Annotated in this window: 19 protein-coding genes; 11 read left to right on the top strand and 8 right to left on the bottom strand. The window is 60.5% G+C overall.

Features of this window, described 5'->3' with window-relative positions:
- Positions 1-309: 309 nt before the first annotated feature.
- A complete protein-coding gene (locus QZR30_RS14170; RefSeq protein ID WP_043046623.1) occupies positions 310-912 on the top strand; it encodes a Yip1 family protein in 603 nt (200 codons plus the stop codon).
- A 129-nt stretch (positions 913-1041) separates the two neighbouring features.
- Positions 1042-1536, top strand: a complete 495-nt coding sequence (locus QZR30_RS14165; RefSeq protein WP_046072494.1) for a SprT family zinc-dependent metalloprotease — start codon at positions 1042-1044, stop codon at positions 1534-1536.
- A 108-nt stretch (positions 1537-1644) separates the two neighbouring features.
- On the opposite strand, the gene QZR30_RS14160 is transcribed toward QZR30_RS14165, so the two are convergent.
- Positions 1645-2820: a CaiB/BaiF CoA transferase family protein gene (locus QZR30_RS14160; protein ID WP_311903449.1), complete on the bottom strand. Its 1176-nt coding sequence runs from the start codon at positions 2818-2820 to the stop codon at positions 1645-1647.
- A gap of 157 nt (positions 2821-2977) precedes the next feature.
- On the opposite strand from QZR30_RS14160, the gene tusD reads away from it, so the two are divergent.
- The 6 genes from tusD (at position 2978) to QZR30_RS14130 (ending at position 6414) form a co-directional block, all read left to right on the top strand.
- Positions 2978-3370 (top strand): sulfurtransferase complex subunit TusD, encoded by a 393-nt coding sequence (gene tusD, locus QZR30_RS14155; protein ID WP_046072495.1) that lies wholly within the window; start codon positions 2978-2980, stop codon positions 3368-3370.
- Between the two features lies 1 nt (position 3371).
- Positions 3372-3722, top strand: a complete 351-nt coding sequence (tusC, locus tag QZR30_RS14150; protein ID WP_311903448.1) for a sulfurtransferase complex subunit TusC — start codon at positions 3372-3374, stop codon at positions 3720-3722.
- Positions 3722-4000, top strand: a complete 279-nt coding sequence (gene tusB / locus QZR30_RS14145) for a sulfurtransferase complex subunit TusB (RefSeq protein WP_046068625.1) — start codon at positions 3722-3724, stop codon at positions 3998-4000. Before tusC ends, tusB begins: the two co-directional genes overlap by 1 nt.
- Positions 3997-4332: a TusE/DsrC/DsvC family sulfur relay protein gene (locus tag QZR30_RS14140; RefSeq protein WP_046068626.1), complete on the top strand. Its 336-nt coding sequence runs from the start codon at positions 3997-3999 to the stop codon at positions 4330-4332. Before tusB ends, QZR30_RS14140 begins: the two co-directional genes overlap by 4 nt.
- Positions 4329-5330, top strand: a complete 1002-nt coding sequence (locus QZR30_RS14135) for a glycosyl transferase family protein (RefSeq protein ID WP_056846552.1) — start codon at positions 4329-4331, stop codon at positions 5328-5330. Before QZR30_RS14140 ends, QZR30_RS14135 begins: the two co-directional genes overlap by 4 nt.
- A gap of 88 nt (positions 5331-5418) precedes the next feature.
- Positions 5419-6414, top strand: a complete 996-nt coding sequence (locus QZR30_RS14130) for a glutathione S-transferase family protein (protein WP_311903446.1) — start codon at positions 5419-5421, stop codon at positions 6412-6414.
- Positions 6415-6528: 114 nt separating this feature from the next.
- On the opposite strand, the gene cysG is transcribed toward QZR30_RS14130, so the two are convergent.
- Genes cysG through ftsK form a run of 6 tightly spaced genes read right to left on the bottom strand, consistent with a single transcriptional unit; the run spans position 6529 to position 14030 of the window.
- The gene (gene cysG / locus QZR30_RS14125) at positions 6529-7923 is read right to left on the bottom strand and encodes a siroheme synthase CysG (protein WP_311903445.1); all 1395 of its coding nucleotides are present in this window, start codon (positions 7921-7923) and stop codon (positions 6529-6531) included.
- Complete coding sequence (serS, locus tag QZR30_RS14120; protein ID WP_046068630.1) at positions 7924-9204, bottom strand: serine--tRNA ligase; 1281 nt, start codon at positions 9202-9204, stop codon at positions 7924-7926.
- Positions 9205-9219: 15 nt separating this feature from the next.
- On the bottom strand, positions 9220-9594 hold the full coding sequence (crcB, locus tag QZR30_RS14115; RefSeq protein ID WP_043046609.1) for a fluoride efflux transporter CrcB: 375 nt from the start codon (positions 9592-9594) through the stop codon (positions 9220-9222).
- The gene (locus QZR30_RS14110; RefSeq protein ID WP_059397942.1) at positions 9594-10916 is read right to left on the bottom strand and encodes a replication-associated recombination protein A; all 1323 of its coding nucleotides are present in this window, start codon (positions 10914-10916) and stop codon (positions 9594-9596) included. The genes crcB and QZR30_RS14110 overlap by 1 nt, the downstream gene beginning before the upstream one ends.
- A gap of 27 nt (positions 10917-10943) precedes the next feature.
- Positions 10944-11567: an outer membrane lipoprotein chaperone LolA gene (gene lolA / locus QZR30_RS14105; RefSeq protein ID WP_003174700.1), complete on the bottom strand. Its 624-nt coding sequence runs from the start codon at positions 11565-11567 to the stop codon at positions 10944-10946.
- Between the two features lie 54 nt (positions 11568-11621).
- Entirely contained in the window at positions 11622-14030 is a 2409-nt protein-coding gene (gene ftsK / locus QZR30_RS14100; RefSeq protein WP_034120236.1) for a DNA translocase FtsK, read from the bottom strand.
- Between the two features lie 497 nt (positions 14031-14527).
- Between ftsK and aat the strand changes: the two genes are divergently transcribed.
- From aat to infA, 3 genes are all read left to right on the top strand, one after another.
- Positions 14528-15208 (top strand): leucyl/phenylalanyl-tRNA--protein transferase, encoded by a 681-nt coding sequence (gene aat / locus QZR30_RS14095; protein ID WP_046068632.1) that lies wholly within the window; start codon positions 14528-14530, stop codon positions 15206-15208.
- A gap of 57 nt (positions 15209-15265) precedes the next feature.
- Positions 15266-15973, top strand: a complete 708-nt coding sequence (locus tag QZR30_RS14090; protein ID WP_046068633.1) for an arginyltransferase — start codon at positions 15266-15268, stop codon at positions 15971-15973.
- A 100-nt stretch (positions 15974-16073) separates the two neighbouring features.
- Positions 16074-16292 carry a translation initiation factor IF-1 gene (gene infA / locus QZR30_RS14085; protein WP_002553999.1) on the top strand — a complete coding sequence of 73 codons (219 nt, stop codon included), beginning with the start codon at positions 16074-16076 and terminating at the stop codon, positions 16290-16292.
- 247 nt (positions 16293-16539) lie between these two features.
- Here infA and clpA read toward each other — a convergent pair whose 3' ends face one another.
- Positions 16540-18810 carry an ATP-dependent Clp protease ATP-binding subunit ClpA gene (gene clpA, locus QZR30_RS14080; RefSeq protein ID WP_043046605.1) on the bottom strand — a complete coding sequence of 757 codons (2271 nt, stop codon included), beginning with the start codon at positions 18808-18810 and terminating at the stop codon, positions 16540-16542.
- Positions 18811-18833: the final 23 nt, after the last annotated feature.

Below are 18833 nucleotides of genomic sequence, written 5' to 3'. Positions count from 1 at the left end.
TTTAGCGATATGAACGACCAAGTTCCAATGTGGGAGGGGGCTTGCTCCCGATAGCGGTGTGCCAGGCACTACAAGTGCTGGCTGATACACCGCTATCGGGAGCAAGCCCCCTCCCACATTTGACAGATCCCGCCGCGATTAAACCTCAGGTTTACAGCGCAATTTGCTCTAAAGGCCCTACAGTTATTCCGGTCATCCCTTCCTATACTGCGACTTGAGGTCGCACACAAACTATCCAGACCTTTCAGGCCATCTGGCCGGTGGGCGCTCCGATGGGGGGCGATGGTAATAACGACAGGAGTGACTGGCATGATCCATCACGTCGTGGGGCTGTTTACCCATCCCGACCAGGAATGGCGGGAAATTCGTGGCGATAAGGAAGAAAGCATTGGCCACATGTACCTCACTCATACCCTGATTCTTGCGGCGATCCCCGCCGTATCCGCCTTTATCGGCACCACCCAGGTCGGCTGGGTCATCGGCAACCGCGCACCGGTCATGTTGACCCAGGAAAGTGCGCTGTGGATGACCCTGATGTCTTACGCCGCCATGCTCGGCGGTGTAGCAGTGATGGGGGCGTTCATTCACTGGATGGCGCGCACCTACGACGCCAGCCCCAGCATGGCCCGTTGCGTGGCCTTTGCCACCTACACCGCGACCCCACTGTTTATCGGTGGGCTGGCGGCGCTCTACCCGCATATGTGGCTAGGCATGGTCGTCGGCACGGCGGCGATCTGCTACACGGTGTACCTGCTGTATGTGGGGTTGCCGACTTTCATGAGCATCGACCCGGACGAAGGCTTCCTGTTCTCCAGCTCGGTATTGGCCGTGGGCCTCGTGGTACTGGTGGCGATCATGGCCTTTACTGTCATCGTCTGGGGCTTGGGCGTCGGGCCGATCTACACCAGCTGAACAAACAGAACCCTGAGGCAAGGCCACCGCAAGGTGGCTTTGTGCGTCATGCATGACCATTCGGCGCCTGACAGATTCGGAAACACCTGGTTTTGCGGCATACTGGGTGTCTCTGGAGATATGTACAGCATGCCCGAGCAACTCAATACCCGCGTCGAAGATTGTTTCCTGCAAGCCGAATCCTTTTTCAAACGAAGCTTCAAACGCCCCCAGGTCAGCCTCAAGCTGCGGGGCCAGAAGGCCGGTGTCGCGCATTTGCACGAGAACCTGCTGCGCTTCAACCCTCAGCTGTACCGTGAAAACAGCCAGCACTTTCTCAAGCAAACCGTGGCCCACGAAGTGGCGCACCTGATTGCCCACCAGTTGTTCGGCGAACGTATCCAGCCCCATGGCGAGGAATGGCAGCTGATCATGCGCGGGGTTTATGAACTGCCGCCGGATCGTTGCCATACCTATGAGATCAAGCGTCGCCAGGTAAAGCGCTATATCTACCGATGCCCATGTGCGGACAGTGATTTTCCGTTTTCGGCGCAGCGCCATGGCCTGGTGAACCAGGGGCGGCGGTATTTGTGTCGGCGGTGTCGGCAGACCCTGGTGTTTACTGGCGAAACTCGGGTGGAATAAGGGCCTCATCGGGAGCAAGTCGAATCGTCGCACCGCCCCTCCCACCTTTGGATCTGTGAATACATTCTAAATGTGGGAGGGGGCTTGCTCCCGATGAGGCCAGTACATTCACCCAACCACCTTGGCCTGCCGCAACTCCTCTATTCGCTGAGCACTGAGCCCCAACTGCGCCAACACTTCATCACTGTGCGCCCCCACTGGCGCACCAATATGCCGTGGCGCCGGCAAACCCTCGGAAAACTTCAGCGGGCAGGCCAATTGCGCTTGTGTCGAGCCATCCCCTCTGGGCACCTGGCTGACCAGTTCTCGAGCCTTCAACTGCGGATGTTCAACAGCCTCCGCCAGGCTCAACACCGGTTCCACACACGCATCCACCCCGGCGAACAGCTCGCAAAGTTCCTCAAAGCTGCGCTTCTCAAACTCCACCCGCAGGGCCTGCTTAAGAACGGCCTGCTGTTCAGGCTTCACGCTGTGGGCCGCCAGCTCCGGCTGTCCCAGTGCCTCGCATAATTGCTGCATAAACGCTGGCTCCAAACTCCCCACAGACATCCAGCGTCCATCACTACTGCGGTAGTAGTCGTAGAAACTCCCACCATTGAGCACATGGTTCTCCCACTCAGGCGTCACCCCACAGGCCAGGTAACCGGCGCCGGCCATGGCGTTCAAGCTGAACGAGCAATCGGTCATGCTCACATCCAAGTACTGCCCCACCCCGCTCTGCTGCCTGGCAATCACCGCTGCCAGCAAGCCCACGACAGCATGCAGCGACCCACCTGCCACATCGGCCAGTTGCACCCCCAGCGGCAGCGGCCCGCTGTCCCGGCGCCCGGTGTGGCTGGCCACGCCGGCCAACGCCAGGTAATTGATATCGTGGCCGGCGCGGTCCTTATAAGGGCCGGTCTGGCCGTAGCCAGTAATCGATACATAGATCAGCCGGGGGTTGATCGCCTTGAGCGCTTCATACCCCAAACCCAGCCGCTCCATGACCCCGGGACGAAACTGCTCAAGCACAATGTCATGACCCTTGACCAACTCACGCACGATCTCCACCGCCTCGGCCTGCTTGAGATCCAGGGCCAGGCTGCGCTTGTTGCGATTGAGATAGGCATGGCTCGCCGACGTGCCGCGGTCATGGGGCGGCAACACGCGCAGCAGGTCCATACGCGTAGGCGACTCGATACGCAACACCTCGGCGCCCATGTCCGCCAGCAGCAAGGAGGCAAACGGGCCGGGCAGCAAGGTGGAAAAATCCAGTACTTTAAGGGACGCCAAGGGACCTGACATAAGGACTCCATCCGGGTTGCGAATCCCCACAGACTAGGCAGCCTTGCGCCTGCCGGCAATCGTCAGAACGATCAGCGGCAGTGACCGTTTTGATCACGGCGGGCTTTTTCGCGGCGGCGGCTTTATCATTGGCCCACGTTTGTTGGCAGAGTGTTCCATGAAGTTCGCGATTGCACTGTATAGCGCCGCCCACACGCCCTCCTCGCGCCGCGCCCTGTTGTTCGCCCAGGCGGCGCTGGCCGGCGGGCATGAGATTGTGCGGCTGTTTTTTTATCAAGATGGCGTGTACAGCGCGTCCAATAACATCGTTGCCCCCCAGGATGAGCAAGATATCGCCCACCAATGGCGCGAGTTTGTCAGCCAGCACCAGCTTGATGGCGTGGTATGCATCGCCGCGGCCTTGCGCCGTGGCGTGCTCAATGCCGAGGAAGCCACGCGCTATCAACGCAGCGCGGTCAACCTTGAGGCACCCTGGGCGCTGTCGGGCCTGGGGCAATTGCATGACGCTATACAGGGCGCCGACCGCCTGATCTGTTTTGGAGGGCCATGACATGTCCAAATCCTTGTTGGTAATCAGCCGCCAGGCCCCATGGTCCGGGCCAAGTGCGCGGGAAGCGCTGGATATCGTGCTGGCCGGCGGCGCGTTCGATCTGCCCATTGGCCTGCTGTTTCTTGACGACGGTGTGTTTCAGCTGGCACCGCACCAGGACGCCAAGGCTGTGCAGCAAAAGGACCTCGGTGCCAATCTGCAGGCATTGGGGCTGTTTGGCATTGATGACGTAATCGCTTGCAGCCATAGCCTGGCGGAGCGCGGGCTCACCCCGCCGGCCAGCGCCCAGCCCCTGGGCAACGAAGACATTTGCAGGCTGATTGACCGTTACGACCAGGTGATAACCCTCTGATGTCGACTTTACATGTGCTGTCTCATTCTCCGTTCACCGATAGCCGCCTCGACAGCTGCCTGCGCCTGTGTGGGCGCGAAGACGCGATCCTGCTCTGCGGCGATGGCGCCTACGGCTTGCACAGCCCGGCGTTGCGCACCAAGGGCGTGAAGGTGTTTGTACTGGCCGAAGACATGCAGGCGCGTAATTTGCCCCTGCCCGACTGGGCCGACAGCGTGGACTACCCAGGTTTCGTACAACTGTCGATCGACTACGACAAGGTCAACACCTGGCTATGAACACCTTGACCGTAGGCGCTCGCGCCCTGGAACTGGACAAGGACGGCTACCTCGTCGACCTGGATGACTGGTCCGAAGAGGTGGCGCAGGCCCTGGCCGCCGCCGAAGCCCTGGAGCTGACCCCGGATCACTGGGAGATCCTCCGGCTGCTGCGCCAGTTCTATGCCCAATTCCAGCTGTCCCCGGCCACGCGCCCGCTGATCAAGTACACCGCCTTGAAGCTGGGCCCGGAAAAGGGCAACAGCCTGCACCTCAACAAACTGTTCAATGGCACTCCCGCCAAACTCGCCGCCAAGCTGGCGGGCCTGCCCAGGCCGACGAATTGCTTATGACCGACTTTGCCCCCCTGACCCTCGCAACGCCTGAAGAGCACCCCTTTGCGCAGTTCGTGCGCATCCTCGGCAAAGGCAAGCGCGGCGCGCGCAACCTCACCCGCGAGGAAGCCCGGGAAGCCATGGGCATGCTGCTCGATGAAAAGGTCGAGGATACCCAGCTCGGTGCCTTCCTGATGCTGCTGCGCCACAAGGAAGAAAGCCCCGAAGAGCTTGCCGGCTTCACCGAAGCGGTACGTGAACGGCTCAACGCACCAGCGCTGAATGTGGACATCGACTGGCCGACCTATGCCGGCAAGAAACGCCACCTGCCGTGGTTCCTGCTCGCGGCCAAGTGCCTGGCACAAAACGGTGTGCGCATCCTGATGCACGGCGGTGGTGCCCACACGGCGGGCCGGTTGTACACCGAGCAGTTGCTGGAGACTCTACAGATCCCGCTGTGCCGCAATTGGCAACAGGTCGAGGGCGCCTTTGAGCACGCTAACCTGGCGTTTATCCCGCTAGGCGACTGGGCGCCGCAATTGCAACGCATGATCGACCTGCGCAACACCCTCGGCCTGCGCTCGCCCATCCACTCGCTAGCACGGTTGCTCAACCCGCTGAACGCGCGTTGCGGCCTGCAAAGCATCTTCCACCCGGGTTACCAGGGCGTACATCGCGATGCCAGTGGCCTGCTCGGTGACAATGTGATTGTGGTCAAGGGCGACGGTGGCGAGATCGAGATCAACCCCGATACCCTCAGTCACTTGTATGGCACCACTGGCGGCCAGAGTTGGGACGAAGAGTGGCCCGCCCTCTCCGCCCAGCGTCACGTCAAGCCCGCGACCCTGGAGCCCGAGCATCTGAAAGCGCTGTGGCGCGGCGACGTCGAGGACAGCTACCCGCAATTGGCCCTGATCGCCACCATGGCCCTGGCGTTACGCGGCCTGGGCCACCCACGGCAACAGGCATTCGAATTGGCCCAGCAATACTGGGATGCACGGGATAAATCGATTTAGTCGATCATTCACCCCCGGTCTTTGCGCTTTTAGTTCGAACTCATCCCTTTAGACTGGGCTCCAACGTTTATCAGCCAAGGAGCCAGTCATGGGTTTACTGATCGAAGGACACTGGAAAGACCAGTGGTACGAAAGTAGCAAAGACGGCGCTTTCCAACGGGAACAGGCACAACGCCGCAACTGGGTGACCGCCGATGGCCAGCCTGGCCCCAGCGGTGAAGGTGGCTTCCAGGCCGAGGCAGGTCGCTATCACTTGTATGTTTCCCTCGCCTGCCCCTGGGCGCACCGCACCTTGATCCTGCGCAAGCTCAAGGGCCTTGAAAGCCTGATTGACGTCTCGGTGGTCAGCTGGTTGATGCTGGAAAACGGTTGGACCTTCGACAAGGCCCACGGCTCCAGCGGCGACAAACTGGACGGTCTGGACTTAATGCACCAGCGCTACACCGCCGAGACCGCCGATTACACCGGGCGCGTCACCGTGCCGGTGCTATGGGACAAGAAGCTCAAGCGCATCGTCAGCAATGAGTCGGCGGAGATCATCCGCATGTTCAACAGCGCATTCAACGGGCTGACTGGCAACACCCTGGATTTTTATCCCGACACCCTGCGCCCGACCATTGACGCACTCAACGAACGCATCTATCCGGCCGTGAACAACGGCGTGTACCGCGCAGGCTTCGCCACGTCACAACAGGCTTATGAAAGTGCCTTTGATGATGTGTTTGCCGAGCTGGATCATTTGGAACAGCACCTGGACCAGCATCGTTATCTGGCCGGCGAATACCTGACCGAGGCCGATGTGCGGCTGTTCACCACGTTGATTCGCTTTGATGCGGTGTATTACAGCCACTTCAAGTGCAACCTACGGCGGATTGCGGATTATGCGAATTTGTCGAACTGGCTAAGGGAGATGTATCAGTGGCCGGGCGTGGCAGAGACGGTGGATTTCGAGCATATCAAGGGACATTACTATGCCAGCCATCGCACGATCAATCCGACCGGGATTGTGCCGAAGGGGCCGTTGCAGGGGTTTGACAACAGCCATGATCGGGCGCGACTTTCAGGTAAAGGTGTCTTTAGTTGATCGGGATCATCGGTTGTATTTGATGGCCTCATCGGGAGCAAGCCCCCTCCCACATTTTGACTGTGTTCACAAATCAAAATGTGGGAGGGGGCTTGCTCCCGATGCTTTTAAGGCTCAGACCTGAGACTGAGCCCCTTCGAACCATTTGAGCTTCTCGCGCAGTACCACTACCTCACCCACGATCACCAATGTCGGCGCATGCACTTCATGCTCCGCCACCATGCGCGGCAAATCGGCCAGGGTGCCGGTGAACACGCGCTGGTTGGAAGTGGTGCCCTGCTGGATCAAAGCGGCCGGCGTGTCCGCCGAGCGCCCGTGCTGGATCAACTGCTCGCAAATGATCGGCAAGCCAATCAAGCCCATATAGAACACCAGGGTCTGCGACGGCCCCACCAAGTCCTGCCAGGGCAGATCCGACGTACCGTTCTTAAGGTGTCCGGTGATAAAGCGCACCGACTGCGCATAGTCGCGGTGCGTCAGCGGAATCCCGGCATACGCCGCACAACCACTGGCCGCCGTGATGCCTGGCACCACCTGGAACGGAATGCCATGGGCCGCCAATTCCTCGATTTCTTCGCCACCGCGCCCAAAAATGAACGGATCGCCGCCCTTGAGGCGCAGCACGCGCTTGCCTTGCTTGGCCAGGTCGACCAGTTGCTGGTTGATCTGGGCTTGCGGTACGGCGTGGTCAGCGCGGCGCTTGCCGACGTACACACGTTCGGCGTCGCGACGGCACAGCTCGAGAATCGCCGGCGCCACCAGGCGGTCGTAGAGCACCACGTCGGCTTGCTGCATCAGGCGCAGGGCGCGGAAGGTCAGCAGGTCCGGATCGCCCGGGCCAGCGCCCACCAGGTAAACCTCACCGGGCGCGTGCGGCGGTGCGCCGTTGACCTTGGCGATCAACAGGCGCTCGGCCTCGTCGCCCTGCCCGGCCAATTGACGGTCGGCAATCGGCCCCTGGAATACCTCTTCCCAGAACGCCCGGCGTTGCTGCACATCCGGGTACAAACCCTTGACCTGGGCACGAAAACGCGCCGCCAACCCGGCCAACTGACCGTAGGTAGAGGGAATCCAGGTTTCCAGCTTGGCCCGGATCAAGCGCGCCAGTACCGGCGCATCGCCGCCACTGGAGACCGCAATCACCAAGGGCGAACGGTCGACAATCGCTGGGAAGATCACGCTGCACAAGGCCGGCGCGTCCACCACGTTGACCGGTACGCAGCGACGCTTGGCGTCACTGGACACCTGCGCGTTCAGTGGTTCATCGTCGGTCGCCGCGATGATCAAGGTGCAACCGTCAAGGTCGGCCTCCTGATAACCGCGCAAAATCAGTTCCCCGCCACTGCCCAGCACCAGCTCGCGCAGCTGGTCTTCGATCTGGGGAGCAACCACCCGCAGCAATGCACCGGCGTCAGCCAGCAGCCGGGATTTGCGCAAGGCAATCTCCCCGCCACCGACGACCAACACACGACTGCCGCGCAGGTTATGAAACAGCGGCAGAAATTCCATTTAGCCGATGACCTCAACGCCGCCCATGTACGGCTTGAGCACCTCAGGTACACGGATCGAGCCGTCAGCCTGCTGGTAGTTTTCCAGCACGGCCACCAGGGTACGACCTACGGCCAGGCCCGAACCGTTAAGGGTATGCACCAGCTCCGGCTTGCCGGTTTCCGGGTTACGGAAACGCGCCTGCATGCGACGGGCCTGGAAATCACCGCAGTTGGAGCACGACGAGATTTCGCGGTACTTGTCCTGGCTCGGCACCCACACTTCGAGGTCGTAGGTCTTCACGGCGCTGAAGCCCATGTCGCCGGTGCACAGGGCCAGGACGCGGTATGGCAGCTCCAGCAGTTGCAGCACGCGTTCGGCATTGGCGGTCAGGCCTTCCAGGGCTTCCATGGAAGTCGACGGCTCGACCACCTGCACCATCTCGACCTTGTCGAACTGGTGCTGGCGAATCATGCCGCGCGTATCGCGACCCGACGCGCCGGCTTCACTGCGAAAGCATGGGCTGTGGGCAACCAGCTTCAATGGCAATTGCTTGGCATCGAGGATCTCGCCGGCCACGATGTTAGTCAGCGACACTTCGGCAGTCGGGATCAAGTACAGGTCAGCTTCGCCATCACGGGTAATCTTGAACAGGTCTTCCTCGAACTTCGGCAACTGACTGGTGCCCATCAGCGCCGGCGCCTGGACCAGATACGGGGTGTAGGCCTCTTCGTAACCATGCTCACCGGTGTGCAGGTTGATCATGAACTGCGCCAGTGCACGGTGCATGCGCGCAATCGGGCCGCGCAGCAGGGCAAAGCGCGCGCCGGACATTTTTGCCGCGGTCTCGAAATCCAGGCCGCCGGTCAGTTCCCCCAGGGCCACATGGTCCTTGATCTCGAAATCGAAGGCTTTGGGCGTGCCCCAGCGGCGTACTTCAACGTTGCCGTCTTCGTCTTCGCCTACCGGTACGGATTCGTGGGGCAGGTTCGGGATGCCCAGCAGGATCGAATCCAGCTCGGTCTGAATACCTTCCAGCTCGATCTTGCCCTCGGACAGCTCAGTGCCCATGCGCTCCACATCCGCCATCAACGGCGCGATATCTTCGCCGCGCTGCTTGGCCTGGCCGATGGATTTGGAACGCGCATTACGCTCAGCCTGCAGTGCTTCGGTGCGGGTCTGGACGGTCTTGCGCTGTTCTTCCAGCGCTTCGATGCGCGCAACATCCAAGGCAAAGCCACGGGATGCCAGGCGGTCCGCTACGTCCTGAAGGTTGCTACGTAACAGTTTGGAATCGAGCATGTCGGTCTCTCGTTATCAAAGTTTGGTCAAGGACAGGCCGGCCCAGGTGGCGAGCAGCCCGCCGAACACGCTGATGCCCAGGTACCCGAAGGCGACCAGGGCCTGCCCGCTTTCCAGCAGGCGCAGCGTATCCAGTGAAAAGGATGAAAAGGTCGTCAGACCGCCTACAAAGCCGACAATCAAGCCGGCGCGAATTTCAATTGGCACTTCCGGGCGCAACAGGAACCAGCCGTACAACAGCCCGATAATCAAACAGCCCACCAGGTTGACCGCCAAGGTCGCCGCATAAAAATGCTTCGGCCACTGGGCGCTGACCCAGGTGCTGGTGGCGAAACGCAATAATGTACCAGCGATGCCGGCTATGGACACGGCAAGAATCGTCTTGAGCACTACTTTCTCCGCTGGCGGGGGCTGAGACGGTCGAGTTGGGCCAGATGGTTGAGCTTTTCGCCGATCTTCAGCTCCAGGCCACGGGGCACCGGCTGGTAGAGCGGCAACGGTTCCAGCGCATCCGGGAAATAATCTTCGCCGGCCGCATAGGCATCCGGTTCGTCATGGGCGTAGCGGTATTCGTCACCGTAACCCAGCTGCTTCATCAGTTTGGTCGGCGCGTTGCGCAAGTGCATCGGCACTTCCAGCGAGCCATGTTCGGCCGCCGCCCGCAGTGCCGACTTAAAGCCCATGTAAACCGCGTTGCTTTTGGGTGCGCAGGCCAGGTAGGTGATGGCCTGGGCCACCGCCAACTCGCCTTCCGGGCTGCCAAGGCGCTCCTGCACCTCCCAGGCCGCCAGGCACAGGCTCAGCGCTCGCGGGTCGGCATTGCCGATGTCTTCACTGGCCATGCGCACCACGCGACGGGCGAGGTAAAGCGGGTCGCAACCGCCGTCGATCATGCGCGCGAACCAGTACAGCGCACCGTCGGGGTTGGAGCCGCGTACGGATTTGTGCAGCGCGGAAATCTGGTCGTAGAAGGCTTCGCCGCCCTTGTCGAAGCGCCGACGGGTATCGCCGAGCAGGCTTTGCAGCAAGTCGACGCCAATTTCGCCGCCGTCTTCGGCCAGGTCCGAGGCATTTTCCAGCAAATTGAGAAAGCGCCTGCCATCGCCATCTGCGGCGGTGAGCAGGATCTTGAAGCCTTCTTCACTGACGCTCAGCTGGCGCTTGCCCAGGCCCTTGTCTTCATTCAAGGCCCGCTGCAGCAGCTTTTGCATCGCCACTTCGTCCAGGCTCTTAAGCACGTAGACACGCGCTCGCGACAACAAGGCGTTGTTGAGTTCAAACGAAGGGTTTTCAGTGGTGGCGCCGATAAAGATCAAGGTGCCGTCTTCGACATAGGGCAGGAACGCATCCTGCTGCGACTTGTTGAAGCGATGCACTTCGTCGACGAACAGGATGGTGCGCTTGCCGTATTGCCCGGCCTGCTGCTTGGCGACCTCCACCGCTTGGCGGATTTCCTTGACCCCGGCCAGCACCGCCGAGACCGTTTCAAAGTGCGCATCCGAGACTTTCGCCAGCAGTCGCGCCAGGGTGGTCTTGCCCACGCCTGGCGGGCCCCAGAAAATCATCGAGTGCAGCGCGCCCTGCTCCAGGGCTTCGCGCAAAGGCTTGCCGCGAGCGAGCAGGTGTTCCTGACCGACGTACTCATCCAGGTTGGTCGAGCGTAGGCGCGCGGCCAGGGGCTGGGCAATCGGGTCACTTCGAAACAGATCCATGGGCAGCGCTTGAAACCTCTGGGCAGTTTATTCCTGGATCACGTCGGCACCCTTGGGGATGTCGAACTTGAACTTGGAGGCAGGCACCGGCTGGTTGGCCTTGACCCCGGAAAACAGGATATCGGTGCGCTGGCCAACGCTGTCGACCAGGCGCATGTTATTGATCACGCCGTTGCCGAACGACAGGGACAGCGTGTCAAACAGCGTGTCCTTGGATTTTGGCTTGAGGGTGAACTCGATCACGTTGCTGGTCTGCTTGGAAGTGATGTCGAAACTGTCGTTGATTTTCGACACGTCACCTGAGAGCAGCAGCGCCGGGGTTTGGTTCAGGCGCGGGTCGAGCTTCTTGATGGTCGCCTGTTCCAGGTCCGGGTCCCAGAGGGTGACTTTCTGGCCATCAGAAACGATGGTCTGCTCGGCCTTGCCTTCGGTATGCCAGTAGAACAAACCAGGACGCTGCACCGCCATTTCACCGGCAGTTTCCTGCAGTTGGGTGCCACCGGCATCCAGGGTCAACTGCGAGAAACGCGCGGTCAAGGTCTGGGATTTGTCCAACAGGTTCTTCAGGCTGGCGACGGAAGCCGGGTCAGCATGGGCCGAGACAGCGGTCAGGGCCAGGGCCGGCAACAACAGCATGCGGATAAAGCGCATGGGAGTCCTCATTGAATGGTCAGGGCGTGGCGCGTGTTGCCACGCGCCACGGGGTCAGTCGCGCATCTGCCCGGGGGCGATGATTTCACGCGAGCCGTTGGTGTTCATGGCTGTCACGACGCCGGCGTGTTCCATGGCTTCGATCATGCGGGCGGCGCGGTTGTAGCCGATCTTCAACTTGCGTTGTACAGCAGAGATCGAGGCACGACGGCTTTCCAGCACGAAGGCCACCGCTTCGTCGTACAGCGCGTCGGTTTCGGCATCATCGTCGCCACCGCCGCTGCCACCGTCGAAGCCGCTGCCGGCTTCTTCGACGCCAGCGAGGATGTCATCGTTGTATTCCGGCGCGCCGCGCAGTTTCCAGGCTTCGACCACGCGATGGACTTCGTCATCGGACACGAAGGCCCCGTGCACGCGGATCGGCAGGCTGGTGCCGGGCGGCATGTAGAGCATGTCACCGTGGCCCAGCAGTTGCTCGGCGCCACCCTGGTCGATGATGGTGCGCGAGTCGATCTTACTGGACACCTGGAACGCCATGCGCGTCGGGATGTTGGCCTTGATCAGGCCGGTGATCACGTCGACCGAAGGACGCTGGGTCGCCAGGATCAAGTGGATACCGGCGGCACGAGCCTTCTGGGCGATACGGGCAATCAGCTCTTCGACTTTCTTGCCGACGATCATCATCATGTCGGCAAATTCATCGACCACCACCACGATGGTCGGCAGCTTGGTCAGCAGCGGGGCTTCATCATGGATGCTCTCGCGCTTGTACAGCGGGTCGGTCAGCGGCGTACCGGCATCCTGCGCTTCCTTGACCTTGGCGTTGAAGCCCGACAGGTTGCGTACGCCCATCTTCGCCATCAGCTTGTAGCGGCGCTCCATCTCGGCCACGCTCCAGCGCAGGGCGTTGGCGGCGTCCTTCATGTCGGTGACCACCGGGCACAGCAGGTGCGGAATGCCTTCGTAAATCGACAGTTCCAACATTTTCGGGTCGATCATGATCAGCTTGGCGTCATCCGGCCCGGACTTGAACAGGATCGACAGGATCATCGCGTTCACACCCACCGACTTACCGGAACCGGTGGTACCAGCCACCAGCAGGTGGGGCATTTTCGCCAGGTCCGTGATCACCGGCTTGCCGCCGATGTCATGGCCGAGGGCCAGGGTGACCGGTGACTTGAAGTTGTCATATTCCGGGGTCGACAGTACTTCGGAGAAACGCACGATCTGGCGGTCTTCGTTGGGAATCTCGATACCCACGGTGGTCTTGCCCGGGATCACTTCCACCACCCGCACGCTGGTCACGGCCAGGGAGCGCGCCAGGTCTTTGGCCAGGTTGGAAATACGGCTGACCTTTACACCCGCGGCCGGCTGGATTTCGTAACGGGTAATCACCGGGCCTGGGTGGATCGAGTCCACCGAGACTTCGACGCCGAACTCCTTGAGCTTGATTTCCAGCAGGTGGCCGACAGCCGCCAGGGATTCCGGGGAATAATTGAGCTGTTTCTTTTCTGCCGGGTCGAGAATCGAGATCGGCGGCAAGGTGCCTTCCACGGCGCTGTCGATGAACAACGGAGCCTGTTTCTCTTTCTGCACACGATGGCTGGGTTCCGGCGCCTTGGGCGGTGCCGGCGCGATCACCGGCGGCACCTGCTTCTCGCGGTCCGACATGTGCTTGCTCAGGGCTTGCTCACGCTCGATCAAGCGCTCCTTGACCTTGGCCTGCTCGCGCCGGTCCGGGGTGCTTGGGGCCACCACCTCGTTGACACGTGTGTCCACCTCGCGAAGCTGCGCAACCATCTGCTTTCGCTCCACACGGGCAGCCCACCAGCGGTTGGCGGCGCCTTGGAACAATTCGAACAGATCAAGGGTGATCTTGCCGGTCACGTCCATCACCTTGAACCATGACAGGTCGGTAAAGACCGTGAGGCCGAACAGGAACAGCGCGATAAACATCAGCGTGCTGCCCTGGATATTCAGGGTCCTGCGGGCCAGATCGCCAAGGCTTTCGCCCAGGGCCCCGCCCGCGCCCGCCGGCAGCCCGGTCGGTGCATGGAAATGAATATGCGCCAGCGCCGCGCCGGAGAGCACCAGGAACACCAGGCCGATCAGGCGCCAGGAGAACAGCCAGCCGCTCCACTGCCATGGCTCATGGCGCTGGCGGAAGATCTGCCAGGTCTTAATCGCCAGCAGCAGCGGGAAAATGTAGGCGAAGTAACCCAGGATCATGAACAGGATATCGGCACTGTAGGAACCTACGGGGCCACCGAAATTCTGCACATCATCGATCTTGCTGTTGTGGCTCCAGCCAGGGTCGTCCTTGCCGTAGGTGAGCAAGGCCATCATCAGGAACAGGCACAGAGCACCGATGGCAATCAGTGCGCCTTCCTTGAGTCGATAATGCAGGTGCTGGCGCCAGGCCGGTACGACTGCTGCTTTAGGTGCTGCGGCGGATTTCTTCAAAACGGGTCTTTTCCTGCGCCTTTAGCGCGTCCATCTGTTGAATGACTACACATGACTGCTCTATCCCGAGCAGCTGAAAAATGAACGAATGTTGCTGAATCTACTTTTAACACCGGGTGATGGATAGGTGAAATGGCGATAACGCCACAATGGCCGCATTGTACGGGTTTGCGTGCGCGATGCCACACACTTGCCCTTCACCCGGCCGACTGGACAATTGCCTTGTCACAGCCTGTTCAATTTGAGCATGCATTGTCTTTGCTGACAAAGGCTTATGAGCTGTATTTAGCAATCCAGGCAAGCTTGGCAGATGGCCGGCATGCCTCAGCCCCGATTACGACCACGCTTGATGCACGGAGTTGCAGAAACACCCGCTCATGCTAATCCTGGCCGATAACCTATTCGGGCTGGCCCCCTGGCGCCGGGTCGACAATAATCAACGCTTGCGGTGCAGGCGTTGCCTGCCACTCCCCTCCCCTGCCATAAGCCTGGATGCCATGCTGACCTGGTTACAACGCGACACCCTGACTTTCCCACCCTTGGCCAAGGCCATGCGCGAACCCAATGGCCTGCTCGCCGCCGGCGGCGATCTGTCGGCCGAGCGACTGATCCAAGCCTATCGTCATGGCTGCTTTCCGTGGTTCTCCGAAGGCCAGCCGATCCTCTGGTGGTCACCCGACCCGCGTACGGTGATCTTTCCCGATGAGCTGCATGTTTCACGCAGTCTCGCCAAGCTATTGCGCCAGCAACGCTATACAGTGACGTTCGACCAAGACTTCGCAGCGGTCATCCAAGCCTGCGCAGCGCCCCGTGCCTATGCGGATGGCACCTGGATCACCGAAGGCATCCAGAGCGCCTATCTGGCGCTGCACCAGCGTGGCTACGCCCATTCCGTCGAGGTGTGGGACCAGGGCGAACTGGTGGGTGGCCTGTATGGCCTGGCGATGGGCCAACTGTTCTTTGGCGAGTCCATGTTCAGCCGCGCCGACAATGCCTCAAAATTTGGTTTCGCCACACTCACCCGCCAATTGCAGGCCTGGGGCTTTGTGCTCATCGACTGCCAGATGCCCAACGATCACCTGCATAGCCTGGGTGCCCGCGCCATACCGCGCAGCGACTTCGCAGACTTCCTGCGTAAACACTTGGACCAGCCCAGCTCTGGACCATGGGTTTCCTAGGCGACTTTCGCCCACCTGGCTTACACTTATTTCAAAGCTTTAACCCGAGGGTTGATCATGACCGAGCTGGCGCGCTTGAAGTTTTATGCCACTCAAGCCCACTCTTGCAGCTACCTGCCCGACGAGCAGGCCACCACGCTGTTCCTCGACCCCAGCCAGCCGATGGACGTGCATGTGTACGCCGACCTGTCCGAGATGGGGTTTCGGCGCAGCGGTGATCATCTGTACCGACCTCATTGCCAAAATTGCAATGCCTGCGTGCCGGCGCGCATCCCTGTCACGCAGTTTCTGCCGGATCGAAATCAGAAACGCATCCTCAAGCGCAACGCCGACCTGACGGTAACGGCCACCAAGCCGCAGTACAGTGAAGAATATTTCGATCTTTACCAGCGCTACATCGAACAACGCCACGCCGATGGCGATATGTTCCCGCCCAGCCGCGATCAATTTTCTACCTTCCTGGTACGCGACCTGCCGTTCTCGCGCTTCTACGAGTTCCGCCTCGACGGCCGCCTGCTGGCCGTAGCCGTCACCGACCTGCTGCCCAACGGCCTGTCGGCGGTGTACACCTTCTATGAACCGGCCGAAGAACGCCGCAGCCTCGGACGCTTTGCCATCCTCTGGCAAATAGGCGAGGCACTGCGCCAGGAATTGGACGCGGTATACCTCGGATACTGGATCAAGAACTGCAAAAAGATGAACTACAAGACCCAATATCGGCCCATTGAGCTGCTGATTAATCAAAGATGGGTCACGCTTAACTAGAACCCCTTGGCTTAAACACCCTTTTTCGGGCACAATGCACGCCGCTTTTGCCTGGCGCAGTTGCACCGGGCCATTCACTGGATACCGAGGGCTTTACTGCATGTCGAAAGAAGACAGCTTCGAAATGGAAGGCACTGTCGTCGACACCCTGCCCAACACCATGTTTCGTGTGGAGTTGGAAAATGGGCACGTCGTAACCGCGCATATCTCCGGCAAGATGCGCAAGAACTACATTCGTATTCTTACCGGTGACAAAGTGCGCGTCGAGCTGACGCCCTATGACTTGAGCAAAGGGCGCATCACTTACCGCGCTCGTTAAGCAAGTCAATACAAGACGCCCGGTTATGCCGGGCGTTTTTGTGTGTGCGGGGTTTACCAAGCAATGGAGGGCCCTGTGGGAGGGGGCTTGCCCCCGATAGCAGTATGTCAGGCAACTAATTTGTTGCTGGACCACCGCTATCGGAGGCAAGCCCCCCTCCCACAGTGGATCTCCACTGTTCTGAGAATTGCATTTCAAGTCAGCAAAAAGGCGCCTTTCGGCGCCTTTTTTTGTTGCTGCAGAACGATCAGGCCATTTCCGCCGTGGTCTCGAACTCGAAGGTCAGCTCGCCATCCTTCAGGTCGATATGCACCACGCCGCCATGGTCGGAGAGCTCGCCGAACAGGATCTCTTCGGCCAATGGCCGCTTGATCTTGTCCTGGATCAGGCGCGCCATCGGGCGAGCGCCCATCGCCGCGTCGTAGCCGCCCTCTGCGATCCAGCTGCGCGCCGCCTCCGTCACATCCAGCTGCACGCGCTTGTCTTCCAGCTGCGCTTGAAGCTCGGTGAGGAACTTGTCCACCACGCTTTTGATGACCTCATGGCTGAGGCGACCAAATTGGATAATGGTGTCCAGGCGGTTACGGAACTCCGGCGTGAAGCTCTTCTTGATCACTTCCATGGCATCGGAGGAGTGATCCTGATGCGTAAAGCCAATAGAGGCCCGCGCAGCGGTTTCAGCACCGGCGTTGGTGGTCATGATCACGATCACGTTGCGGAAGTCCGCCTTGCGCCCGTTGTTGTCAGTCAGGGTCCCGTGGTCCATGACCTGCAGCAGCAGGTTGAAGACTTCCGGGTGAGCCTTCTCGATTTCATCGAGCAACAGTACGCAATGTGGCTGCTTGGTGATCGCCTCGGTCAACAGACCGCCCTGGTCGAAGCCGACATAGCCTGGAGGCGCACCGATCAGGCGCGAAACGGTGTGGCGCTCCATATACTCGGACATGTCGAAACGCACCAGCTCGATTCCCATGGCCTTGGCCAATTGCCGCGCCGCTTCGGTCTTGCCGACCCCGGTAGGGCCTGCGAACAGGAACGACCCGACCGGCTTGTCCGGCGACTTGAGGCCCGCACGGGACAGCTTGATCGCGGTGGACAGCGAATCGATTGCCGCATCCTGACCAAACACGGTGAGCTTGAGGTCGCGCTCCAGGTTACGCAGCAGCTCCTTGTCGGAACTGGTGACGTGTTTTGGCGGAATCCGCGCGATCTTCGCCACGATATCCTCGACCTGAGGCACGTCAATGCGCTTCACACGCTTCTCGACCGGTTGCAGGCGCTGATAGGCCCCCGCCTCGTCGATCACGTCGATGGCCTTGTCTGGCATGTGCCGGTCATTGATGTAGCGCGACGCCAGCTCAGCCGCGGCACGCAGGGCCTCATCGGTGTATTCGATGCCATGGTGCGCCTCGAAGCGCCCCTTGAGCCCGCGCAGGATGCCGATGGTGTCTTCAACCGAAGGCTCGGACACGTCGACTTTCTGGAAGCGGCGCGCCAGGGCACGGTCTTTCTCGAAGATGCCACGGAATTCCTGGAACGTGGTCGAACCGATGCAGCGGATATCGCCCGACGACAGCAACGGCTTGAGCAGGTTGGAGGCGTCCATCACCCCACCGGATGCCGCACCGGCCCCGATAATGGTATGGATCTCGTCGATAAACAGAATCGCCTGCGGGCGTTTTTTCAGCTCGCCGAGCAGCGCCTTGAAGCGCTTCTCGAAATCGCCCCGGTACTTGGTCCCGGCGAGCAAGGCGCCCAGGTCAAGGGAGTAGACAACGCTGTTGGCCAACAGGTCTGGGACCTGATTGTCGACAATGCGCTTGGCCAGGCCTTCGGCGATCGCGGTTTTACCCACGCCCGCCTCCCCAACCAGCAACGGATTGTTCTTGCGCCGACGAGCAAGGATCTGCGCCACACGCTCAACCTCAAGCTCACGCCCCACCAGCGGATCGATCCGCCCCTGGCGCGCCAATTCGTTGAGATTGCTGGCATAGGCATCCAGTGGATTGCCCGAAGAAGAAGACTCACCGCCCTCGTCATCCTGCATTTCCTGCTCACCCTCGGAATGATCGCCGTGCCCAGGCACTTTGGAGATACCGTGGGCGATGTAATTGACTACATCAATACGGGCAACGCTCTGCTGCTTGAGCAGGAACACGGCCTGGCTTTCCTGTTCGCTGAAAATCGCCACAAGCACGTTCGCGCCCGTGACCTCACGCTTACCGGAGCTCTGTACGTGGAAAACAGCACGCTGCAATACCCGCTGGAAGCCCAGGGTTGGCTGGGTTTCACGGTCCTCGTCATGCACGGGGATCAGTGGCGTGGTGGAGTCGATGAACTCCTGCAGATCATGCTTGAGCTTGTCGAGGTTGGCGCCGCACGCACGCAGAACGGTGGCGGCAGCTTCGTTATCCAAAAGTGCCAGCAGCAGGTGTTCGACGGTCATGAATTCATGACGCTTCGAACGAGCCTCCTTGAAGGCAAGATTAAGGGTGACTTCGAGCTCGCGGTTTAACATAGCTTCACCTCATACCCAAGTGG

It is taken from the genome of Pseudomonas sp. rhizo25 (genome assembly GCF_031931935.1).
In the GTDB taxonomy this organism is placed as follows: Bacteria; Pseudomonadota; Gammaproteobacteria; order Pseudomonadales; family Pseudomonadaceae; genus Aquipseudomonas; species Aquipseudomonas synxantha.
This window is presented reverse-complemented; position numbering and strand designations above follow the sequence as displayed.

What these genes read in the sequence shown, in the direction of transcription:
- QZR30_RS14170 (WP_043046623.1), top strand. Translation starts at nt 310, where the DNA reads ATGATCCATCACGTCGTGGGGCTGTTTACCCATCCCGACCAGGAATGG.
- QZR30_RS14165 (WP_046072494.1), top strand. Translation starts at nt 1,042, where the DNA reads ATGCCCGAGCAACTCAATACCCGCGTCGAAGATTGTTTCCTGCAAGCC.
- QZR30_RS14160 (WP_311903449.1), bottom strand. Translation starts at nt 2,820, where the DNA reads ATGTCAGGTCCCTTGGCGTCCCTTAAAGTACTGGATTTTTCCACCTTG.
- tusD (WP_046072495.1), top strand. Translation starts at nt 2,978, where the DNA reads ATGAAGTTCGCGATTGCACTGTATAGCGCCGCCCACACGCCCTCCTCG.
- tusC (WP_311903448.1), top strand. Translation starts at nt 3,372, where the DNA reads ATGTCCAAATCCTTGTTGGTAATCAGCCGCCAGGCCCCATGGTCCGGG.
- tusB (WP_046068625.1), top strand. Translation starts at nt 3,722, where the DNA reads ATGTCGACTTTACATGTGCTGTCTCATTCTCCGTTCACCGATAGCCGC.
- QZR30_RS14140 (WP_046068626.1), top strand. Translation starts at nt 3,997, where the DNA reads ATGAACACCTTGACCGTAGGCGCTCGCGCCCTGGAACTGGACAAGGAC.
- QZR30_RS14135 (WP_056846552.1), top strand. Translation starts at nt 4,329, where the DNA reads ATGACCGACTTTGCCCCCCTGACCCTCGCAACGCCTGAAGAGCACCCC.
- QZR30_RS14130 (WP_311903446.1), top strand. Translation starts at nt 5,419, where the DNA reads ATGGGTTTACTGATCGAAGGACACTGGAAAGACCAGTGGTACGAAAGT.
- cysG (WP_311903445.1), bottom strand. Translation starts at nt 7,923, where the DNA reads ATGGAATTTCTGCCGCTGTTTCATAACCTGCGCGGCAGTCGTGTGTTG.
- serS (WP_046068630.1), bottom strand. Translation starts at nt 9,204, where the DNA reads ATGCTCGATTCCAAACTGTTACGTAGCAACCTTCAGGACGTAGCGGAC.
- QZR30_RS14110 (WP_059397942.1), bottom strand. Translation starts at nt 10,916, where the DNA reads ATGGATCTGTTTCGAAGTGACCCGATTGCCCAGCCCCTGGCCGCGCGC.
- lolA (WP_003174700.1), bottom strand. Translation starts at nt 11,567, where the DNA reads ATGCGCTTTATCCGCATGCTGTTGTTGCCGGCCCTGGCCCTGACCGCT.
- aat (WP_046068632.1), top strand. Translation starts at nt 14,528, where the DNA reads ATGCTGACCTGGTTACAACGCGACACCCTGACTTTCCCACCCTTGGCC.
- QZR30_RS14090 (WP_046068633.1), top strand. Translation starts at nt 15,266, where the DNA reads ATGACCGAGCTGGCGCGCTTGAAGTTTTATGCCACTCAAGCCCACTCT.
- infA (WP_002553999.1), top strand. Translation starts at nt 16,074, where the DNA reads ATGTCGAAAGAAGACAGCTTCGAAATGGAAGGCACTGTCGTCGACACC.
- clpA (WP_043046605.1), bottom strand. Translation starts at nt 18,810, where the DNA reads ATGTTAAACCGCGAGCTCGAAGTCACCCTTAATCTTGCCTTCAAGGAG.